Source organism: Bacillota bacterium (genome assembly GCA_024655925.1).
In the GTDB taxonomy this organism is placed as follows: domain Bacteria; phylum Bacillota; class DTU025; order DTU025; family JANLFS01; genus JANLFS01.
Genome location: JANLFS010000118.1, coordinates 1 through 8,490, shown reverse-complemented (window position 1 = coordinate 8,490; position 8,490 = coordinate 1). Strand labels below are relative to the sequence as shown.

10 protein-coding genes are annotated in these 8,490 nt (G+C 60.8%); all 10 read left to right on the top strand.

Going from position 1 to position 8,490, the window contains the following annotated elements:
• Window positions 1-16: 16 nt before the first annotated feature.
• Window positions 17-523: a crossover junction endodeoxyribonuclease RuvC gene (ruvC, locus tag NUW23_13955; GenBank protein MCR4427265.1), complete on the top strand. Its 507-nt coding sequence runs from the start codon at window positions 17-19 to the stop codon at window positions 521-523.
• Window positions 520-1,128 (top strand): Holliday junction branch migration protein RuvA, encoded by a 609-nt coding sequence (ruvA, locus tag NUW23_13950; protein MCR4427264.1) that lies wholly within the window; start codon window positions 520-522, stop codon window positions 1,126-1,128. Before ruvC ends, ruvA begins: the two co-directional genes overlap by 4 nt.
• 14 nt (window positions 1,129-1,142) lie before the next feature.
• Window positions 1,143-2,162 carry a Holliday junction branch migration DNA helicase RuvB gene (gene ruvB / locus NUW23_13945; GenBank protein MCR4427263.1) on the top strand — a complete coding sequence of 340 codons (1,020 nt, stop codon included), beginning with the start codon at window positions 1,143-1,145 and terminating at the stop codon, window positions 2,160-2,162.
• On the top strand, window positions 2,159-2,707 hold the full coding sequence (locus NUW23_13940; protein MCR4427262.1) for an epoxyqueuosine reductase QueH: 549 nt from the start codon (window positions 2,159-2,161) through the stop codon (window positions 2,705-2,707). Before ruvB ends, NUW23_13940 begins: the two co-directional genes overlap by 4 nt.
• Before the next feature lie 59 nt (window positions 2,708-2,766).
• Entirely contained in the window at window positions 2,767-3,552 is a 786-nt protein-coding gene (recO, locus tag NUW23_13935; GenBank protein ID MCR4427261.1) for a DNA repair protein RecO, read from the top strand.
• A complete protein-coding gene (locus tag NUW23_13930; GenBank protein MCR4427260.1) occupies window positions 3,527-3,940 on the top strand; it encodes a DUF4342 domain-containing protein in 414 nt (137 codons plus the stop codon). The genes recO and NUW23_13930 overlap by 26 nt, the downstream gene beginning before the upstream one ends.
• A 134-nt stretch (window positions 3,941-4,074) precedes the next feature.
• Window positions 4,075-4,716, top strand: a complete 642-nt coding sequence (locus tag NUW23_13925) for a stage II sporulation protein M (GenBank protein MCR4427259.1) — start codon at window positions 4,075-4,077, stop codon at window positions 4,714-4,716.
• A 37-nt stretch (window positions 4,717-4,753) separates the two neighbouring features.
• Window positions 4,754-5,623, top strand: coding sequence for a glycine--tRNA ligase subunit alpha (locus NUW23_13920; protein ID MCR4427258.1), 870 nt, complete (start codon window positions 4,754-4,756; stop codon window positions 5,621-5,623).
• Window positions 5,610-7,727 (top strand): glycine--tRNA ligase subunit beta, encoded by a 2,118-nt coding sequence (gene glyS / locus NUW23_13915; GenBank protein ID MCR4427257.1) that lies wholly within the window; start codon window positions 5,610-5,612, stop codon window positions 7,725-7,727. Before NUW23_13920 ends, glyS begins: the two co-directional genes overlap by 14 nt.
• Before the next feature lie 92 nt (window positions 7,728-7,819).
• A partial coding sequence (locus NUW23_13910; protein ID MCR4427256.1) for a pyruvate, phosphate dikinase occupies window positions 7,820-8,490 on the top strand: 671 nt, incomplete at its 3' end.

The following is an 8,490-nucleotide window of genomic DNA, read 5'->3' as shown; positions in this document are numbered from 1 at the left end:
TCCGGGGGTACACAGCATGCTCGTTTTGGGCATTGATCCTGGAACTGCGACTACGGGGTTTGGTCTCGTCCGCGAACAGGAAGGGAAGTTCCTGTGCGTGCACGCAGGGTACATCTCCACCGAACCTGACAGACCTCTAGTGTCTCGTTTGTGTCACATCTATGACGAGCTGTCGGACATCATCGAGAAGGACAAGCCCTCCTGTGCCGCGGTTGAGCAGCTCTTCTTCAACACCAACGCGAAGAGCGCCCTGGCCGTTGGAGAGGCGCGTGGAGTGAGCCTTCTTGCGTGCGCCCGGGCGGGGCTGCCGGTCGCCGAGTACACCCCTCTGCAGGTGAAGCTGGCGGTCACAGGGTACGGGCGAGCTGACAAGAATCAGATGAAGGCCATGGTGAGGCTCCTCCTCGGCCTCTCCGATGAGCCGCGACCTGATGATGTTGCCGACGCGCTCGCCATTGCCATCTGTCACCTGACCACATCGCCTTACATGGAGAAAGTGGCCCGGGATGGTGGTACAAGATGATTGCCCAGCTCAAGGGGATAGTAGCTGCCGTCGAGCGAGATGCCGTGGTTCTCGACGCCGGCGGGATCGGTTTTCGGGTGTTCGTTCCCTCGTCGACCAGGGCGTCCATAGGGAGGCCGGGGGATGAGGCCCGTCTGCTCACTGTGATGATAGTGAGAGAGGACGCAGTCACACTCTACGGGTTCGAGTCTGAGGAGGAGCGGAGCCTGTTCAACATGTTGCAGGACGTGTCAGGGATCGGCCCCAAGACCGCCCTTGCCATGCTGTCGGTCTTGTCCCCGGACCGGCTTCTTCTTGCCATCTCCACCGGGGACACCCGGACGCTTTCCACCGCGCCCGGCGTTGGCAAGAGGACCGCAGAAAGGCTCGCCCTGGAGCTTCGCGACAAAGTCGGCGCCATCATGCGCCCCGACGCCCTCGAGGAGAGGGAGGTGGCCGGGGGCCTGGGGGACGCCCATGGTGACGCTGTTCGGGGGCTGGTCGCGCTGGGCTACACCGTGGTTGAGGCGGACCGCGCAGTAAGAGCAGTGCTTCGAGACAAGCCCTCGGACCAACCTGCCGCGATCATCAAAGCCGCGCTTTCCCGCCTCGCTCGGGCTGAGTGATCGGAGGGAGTCTTTTGGACGAACGGGTCGTGGGCCCAGAGCCCACCGACGATGACCGCAGCGCTGAACTGAGCCTCAGACCGAAGAGGCTTGAGGAGTTCATAGGTCAGGAGAAGTTGAAAGAGAGCCTCACCATCTTCATCCAGGCCGCCCTGGCTCGAGGCGAGAGCCTGGATCATGTGCTGCTGTACGGCCCACCCGGGCTCGGCAAGACCACTCTCGCAGGCATAATCGCAAATGAACTGGGAGTGAGACTCAGGGTCACCTCGGGGCCGGCGGTGGAGCGAGCAGGGGACCTGGCGGCGATCCTCACCAATCTGGGCACCGGCGATGTGCTTTTCATAGACGAGATTCACAGGCTCAACCGGGCCGTTGAGGAGATACTCTACCCGGCGATGGAGGACTTCGCCCTGGACATTATAATCGGCAAAGGTCCGTCCGCTCGGTCCATCCGCATTGACATCCCGAGGTTCACCCTGGTGGGGGCCACGACCCGTGCTGGGCTCATTTCGTCACCTCTCCGAGACAGGTTCGGAGTTGTACACCGGCTGGAATTCTATGGAGTGGACGACCTCACGACCATAATCAGGAAGTCCGCTGAAGTGCTCCGAGTGCGAATCGACGAAAGCGGTGCGCGGGAGATAGCTCGCCGGTCTCGAGGGACCCCGAGAATAGCCAACCGTATGCTCCGTCGCGTCCGAGATTTCGCCCAGGTCCGGGTGGGCGGAGAGATTACGCTCCCTGTGGCTTCTGAGGCTCTGACCATGTTCGAAGTGGATGAGCTTGGCCTGGACCGGCTTGACCGGAGAATAGTCACGACGATAATCGATAAGTTCGGTGGCGGACCTGTCGGCATCGAGACCATCGCCGCATCCATAAACGAAGAGCGCGATACCATCGAAGACGTGTATGAACCTTACCTTCTCCAGCTTGGGTTCCTGGAGAGAACTCCCAGGGGCCGCGTGGCGACTCTCCGCGCGTACCAACATGTGGGGCGCGAGTACCCCGGGAACGGGCAGGCGACTCTGCTATGAAGATCTTGCTTCACTCGTGTTGCGCGCCATGCACCACCTACTGCCTTGCGAGCTTGAGGGGCATGGGTCATGATGTCCGGGGTTACTTCCGCAACCCCAACATACACCCTTACCGGGAGTTCCGACACAGACTCGACACTTTCACGGACTACTGCGCGATGGTGGCGTACGACGCTTTCGTTGACGATTCATACGGGCTCCGCGAATTCCTCCAGGAGGTCGGCCCGGAGGGGCGGGACCGATGCGCAAAGTGCTACCGGATGCGGCTTATGCCCGCCGCTGCCATGGCAGCGAGAGAGGGTTTCGATGCATTCACCACTACACTGCTCATCAGCCCCTACCAGGACCACGAGCTTGTACGAGAGGTTGGGGAGGAAGCTGCCCGGGACAACGGGGTGGCGTTTGCCTACTTCGACTTCCGGCCGGGGTTCCGAGAGAGTATTAAGATGTCTGTGGATATGGGCCTGTACCGCCAGCCTTACTGTGGGTGTGTGTTCAGCGAGGAAGAACGCTACAACAGGAAGTCTTCCGCATACCGCAGCTGACCATTGGGAAACGTACTATACGCGGACCGAGGCGGCCCGCGTCCGAAGGGTGATGCGGTTTGTCGCTGTTCCGGTGCGAAGGGATCATCCTGAGGGTGAGGGATTTCGGCGAGGCTGACCGCATACTCACTATCCTCAGCCCTGACGAGGGGAAGTTTGAGGCGGTGGCCCGGGGTGCAAGACGCACGAGGAGCCGCCACTCAGGGTCGACTCAGCAGTTCTCCCGTGGTCAATTCCTGGTCTTCCGGGGCCGGAATATCGACACCCTGAGCCAGGTGGAGATGCTGCCTGGTTTTCCGTCCCTTACAACGGTCCTCGAGAAGATGGCATACGCTTCTTACGTCGCTGAGCTGATCGACAGGATGACCGGTGAACGCGAGCGGTCCGAAAGCCTGTTCTCCCTTGCCCTGGCAACGTTCCGCGCGCTTGATGAAGGCTCAGATCCGGCAATGGTGACCCGTGCCTTTGAGATCAAGTTCATGTCGGAGATGGGATTCCAGCCCGAACTCGAAAGATGCGTCGGGTGCGGGGCCCCAGAGGCAGCGGCTCCTTGGCTCGGGCCCGGGGCGGGCGGGCTTCTATGTGCGAAGTGCAGGACGCGAGATGTGAACGCGGTTGCGTTCTCCCCCGCGGCGCGTGAAACAGCGAAGCGGCTGCTTGCGTGGGACTATCGCCGGATCCCCGCACTCTCGCCGGGATCTGGCACTCGAGCTGAACTGGACCGAGCATTCAGGGCATACGTCGACCACCGGGTAGAGCGGAGGCTGCGCTCCCTTGATTTCATCGAGGAGATAACCAGCATAGGTGGGAGGCAGGAAGGTGAAAGTGGATCTAGAGAAGATTGACCAGCTCCGGGCGAGGATAGACCTCACTTATGAGGAAGCTGCGGCATATCTTGAAGCTGCCGACGGCGACCTCGTGCAGGCCCTCGTCATGGCAGAGCGTGACCTGCTCGCGGAAGGTGACGGCGAGGCAACTGGCGGGGGCGGGCAAGACCAGGGATGGATCGATCGCGTGACTGAGCTGGTCAAGCGCGGCTCATCGATCAGGCTCGTGGTGGAGAGGGAAGGCACGCAGCTGGCCAACATACCCGTGGCGGCAGGAGTGGTCGGGGCTATCTGGGCCCCACAGCTGGCGGCGGTGGGGGCTATTGCTGCACTTGCTTCCAAGTGTTCAGTGAGGCTTGAGTCCCCGTCACCGGGGTCGCCGGGGCAACCGGGGCAGCCCAATTGACAGGATAGCCAGTCTTTGCTATAGTATCACCAAGTGAATGTGCCCGGTGCTGCGGGAGCGTGGGCTCTCGTCCCTCGAACGAAGAGTCAGGGATGGGGGCCTTTCTTGGTGCGGGGGAGGAGGGCCGACAGCCGATGAGAGCAGTCTCCAACCTCTATCTCCGGGTACTGCCGCGTGCGCTGTTCGGGTTCAGACGGTACCTGGTATTCGCTGCAGTCCTCTTTGTCACCTGTGTCATCGTGGGCTACCGCGGCTTCTCGGATTCCAGTGGATCCCTTCCGTGGATCTTTCGCAGCCTTGTGAGGCTCAAGGAAGTATTGGAGAGCGTGACGCCCGGCTGGCGAGTTGTCATCCTGTTCTGGAACAACCTCAAGGTGACTCTGATATCGTTGGCCTTTGGGTGGATCCTCGGTATAGTCCCGATCCTTGGTATAGCGGTCAACGGTGTCCTCATCGGGGCAGGTGCCAAGCTTCTGGTGGTGCGGGGCACTATGCCTCTTCATGTCGTAGCGCTGGGGTTGCTACCCCACGGGCTGTTCGAATTGCCTGCATTTCTCATCGGGCAGGCGATGGGGCTCAGGATAGGCCTCTTTGCCCCGGTGGTCTGGGCGGGGCGGGCGTCCCGGGCAGATCTCGGCAGGATAGTCGCGGAGTCCGCCGCCATCCTGGTGCTTGTTGTGGTCCCTCTGCTCGCTGTGGCAGCCCTCATGGAGTTGGGAGTGAGCCCTTCCGTATTGCGGCTCCTCACTCGCGGCCTATCGGACCTGCCATTCTGAGAAGTATGTTGCACTCGTTCGTTGGGAGGGAATTCGATTGAACTTCCAGGACCTCATCCTCGCCCTCGAAGGGTTCTGGGCGAAAAGGAAGGTCACCATCCAACAGCCGTACGTCATCGAGGTAGGTGCCGGGACCATGGCCCCGTCGACCTTTCTTCGAGTTCTGGGACCAGATCCGTGGAATGTTGGATATGTCCAGCCGTCGCGAAGGCCGGCAGACGGCAGGTACGGGGAGAACCCAAACCGGCTGTTCCAGCATCACCAATACCAGGTTATACTCAAGCCCAGCCCCGACGATGTGCAGGACATCTACCTTGCAAGTCTCGCCGCCATCGGCATCGACCAGAGGGAGCACGATATCCGGTTCGTCGAAGACAACTGGGAAGCCCCTACTCTGGGGGCGTGGGGCACCGGGTGGGAAGTATGGCTCGACGGCATGGAAATCACCCAGTTTACCTACTTCCAGCAGGTAGGGGGAGTGGACGTAAGGCCCGTCTCTGCTGAGATAACCTACGGCCTGGAGCGGCTCTGCATGTACCTACAAGGTGTGGATAACGTGTTCGACGTTGAATGGGTGGACGGGCTCTCCTACGGTGACGTTTACCGCGACTCCGAATACCAGTTCTCCAAGTACTCCTTTGAGTTCGCGGATGTGGACGCTCTGATGAACTCGTTCGAAACGTACGAGCGAGAGGCGCGCAGGTGCGTCGATGTCGGGCTCATCCTCCCCGGGTACGACTACGTGCTGAAGTGTTCTCATGTATTCAACATCCTCGATGCAAGGGGTGCATTTGGCGCTGCCCAGCGTGCAGCTTACATGGCCAGGGTCAGGGCGCTCGCACGAAAGGTCGCACTGGCGTGGATAGGCCGACAGGAGAAGGAGGGCGATCCGGTTGTCAACAGCTGACCTGCGTGACGCGGTTCTGGAAATAGGAGCGGAGGAGATCCCGGCCCGGTTCATACAACCTGCCGTTGATGAGGCCGCCCGCATTCTGCGCGAACTCCTGTCGGCGAATCGCCTGCATGTTCAGGATGTGCGAGGGTACGGCAGCCCGCGCAGGCTGGTGCTGTACCTGTCTGGAGTCTCCACGCGCCAGTCGGATCTGGAGAGACTGGTCAGAGGTCCGGCGTCTAGGGTGGCTTTCGACGCCGAAGGCAACCCGACGAAGGCTGCTGTTGGGTTCGCCCGCTCCGCCGGAGTGGCGGTCTCAGACCTGAAACGGCGCGAGACGGAGCAGGGAGAGTATGTGTTCGCGAGGGTAGTGGACCGGGGCGAGGACGCGCTTTCGGTGCTTGCATCCGTATTCCCAAAGGTCATCTTCGCTTTGAGCTTCCCCAAGTCCATGAGATGGGGTTCGAGTGACTTCCGGTTTGCCAGGCCAATCAGGTGGATCGTCGCGCTGTTGGGCGAGGACGTGGTGGATTTCCAGATCAACGGCGTAGCGGCTTCCCGCCTAACGGCGGGGCATCGTACGCTCTCCCCGGGATGGGTGGAGGTCCCTTCGGCGTCCGAGTACTTCAGTACCGTGACCAAGGCAGGAATCATGGTTGATCAGATCAAGCGCCGGGAGTCCATTAGTGAGCAGGCCCGGGCACTGGCCGCGGAACGTGGGGGGCAGGTGGTGCTGGACCCTGACCTCCTCTCTGAGGTGACCTACATCGTGGAGTGGCCCACGGCGTTCCTCGGCCAGTTCGACTCGGCCTACCTCAACCTGCCCGAGGCATGCGTGATCACGCCCATGAAAGACCACCAACGATATTTCCCTGTGCGTGACGGGGAAGGCAAGCTGCTTCCAGTGTTCATCGGGGTCAGGAACGGGGGCCGCGATCATCTTGACACGGTGAGGGTGGGCAACGAAAAAGTCCTTGCCGCCAGGCTTGCGGATGCGAAATTCTTCTTCGAAGAGGACACAAGGCGACGTCTCTCTGATCGTGTCGATGACCTCAAGAATGTGGTGTTTCAGGAGAAGCTGGGGACAATGTACGACAAATCGGTGAGAGACGCGGTTCTTGGCCGTGAGGTCCTTGCCGGCTCCGATCAGGCAGAGATCGACCATGCGGAGCGTGCGGCGCTTCTGCTCAAGACGGACTTGGTCACTTCGATGGTACGTGAGTTCACGGAACTCCAGGGTGTCATGGGTCGCGAGTACGCCAGGATCCAAGGCGAGCCGGGCCCGGTGGCAGATGCCATCTACGAGCACTACCTTCCTAGGTTTTCCGGGGATGCTTTGCCAAAGACGAAGGTCGGGGCGGCTCTGGCTATTGCGGACAAGCTCGACACGGTCGTGGGGTATTTCGGCATCGGACTGGTGCCCACTGGGTCCGCGGACCCCTATGCCCTCCGCAGGCAGGCGGCTGGTGCCGTAGCAGTCCATGCAGAGTGGAGGTTCGAGGTCGGGCTCGACCACCTGGTGGAGCGAGCCGCACGGCTCTTCGCCGAGGCTGCCATGGCGTGCAGGCCTTCTCTTGAGGTGGTCTCGGATGTCATGTCTTTCCTGGCCGCCAGGCTCAAGGTGTCCCTTGAAGAGGAAGGCATACGATATGATGTGGCCGATGCGGTCCTGGCATCCGGGATCTCGCATCCGGCCAGAGTCTATGAACGCGCCCGGGCAGTAGCCGGCGCGGTTGAGGAGGGATGGTTCGCCGAACTAGCCACATCATTTACCAGGGTCAAGAACATAGCTGGAAATGCAGAGTCGGATTCGTACGACCCAGACCTGTTCGAGGATCCCCGAGAAGGTGAACTAGCCCTGGCGCTTGGGGATGCCAGTCGAGACGTGGCAGAGATCCTCGGCCGGACGGGAGTCCCGGATGCTGCCTCTTACCGAAAGGCGCTGGAGCGGATGAGCGCAATCCGGGGCGAGATCGACCGGTTCTTCGATGCAGTGATGGTGATGGCACCGGATCCGGCGATCCGCGCAAACAGGCTCGGTCTCTTGAAGTCAGTGGAGAATGCTCTTGGGGCGATAGCGGACTTGTCGAAGATCGTGTTTTCCCGCCGGGAAAGTTGAGCCCGGGAGAAGGAAAACCGGCGCGGGCGAAGAACTCAGTGGCGATTTTTCGTAAGCTGCCAGAGTTGAATAGGAGGATCGGAATCGTGGACATCCAGAAGAAGTACGTGTATTTCTTTGGAGGCGATAAGGCAGAAGGGACTGGCCACATGAAGAACCTGCTCGGGGGGAAGGGTGCGGGCCTCGCCGAGATGGTAAACCTCGGTATCCCCGTGCCTCCGGGCTTCACAATCACGACAGAAGCGTGCACCGAGTATTACGCCAACAGTCAGCAGTGGGCGGCGGGGCTCGAGGAAGAGATCGATGAGCATCTGGCCCGGGTGGAGAGTCTCATGGGGGCGAAGTTCGGTGATGCAGAGAATCCTCTCCTCTTCTCGGTCAGGTCTGGGGCCCGGGTATCGATGCCCGGCATGATGGACACCATCCTCAACCTCGGCCTGAACGACATAACCGTTCAGGGCCTCATCAAGAAATCCGGCAATCCCAGATTCGCCTATGACAGCTACCGCAGGTTCATCCACATGTACTCAGATGTCGTGCTCGGAGTCGAGCACGAGGAGTTCGAACACACTATCGCCGAGATGAAGCAGGCTCGGGGGGTTCGGCTGGACACCGAACTGACCGCAGAAGACCTGCGTGAACTCGTCGCTCGGTACAAGCAGATTGTCCTCGACAAGACGGGCAAGCCTTTCCCTGATGATCCGAGGGAGCAGTTGCGCGGGGCGATCAACGCTGTCTTCGGTTCGTGGAACAATCAGCGAGC

Coding starts and splice junctions, on each gene's coding strand:
- NUW23_13925 (MCR4427259.1), top strand. CDS start 4,075: ATGAGAGCAGTCTCCAACCTCTATCTCCGGGTACTGCCGCGTGCGCTG.
- ruvA (MCR4427264.1), top strand. CDS start 520: ATGATTGCCCAGCTCAAGGGGATAGTAGCTGCCGTCGAGCGAGATGCC.
- ruvC (MCR4427265.1), top strand. CDS start 17: ATGCTCGTTTTGGGCATTGATCCTGGAACTGCGACTACGGGGTTTGGT.
- NUW23_13940 (MCR4427262.1), top strand. CDS start 2,159: ATGAAGATCTTGCTTCACTCGTGTTGCGCGCCATGCACCACCTACTGC.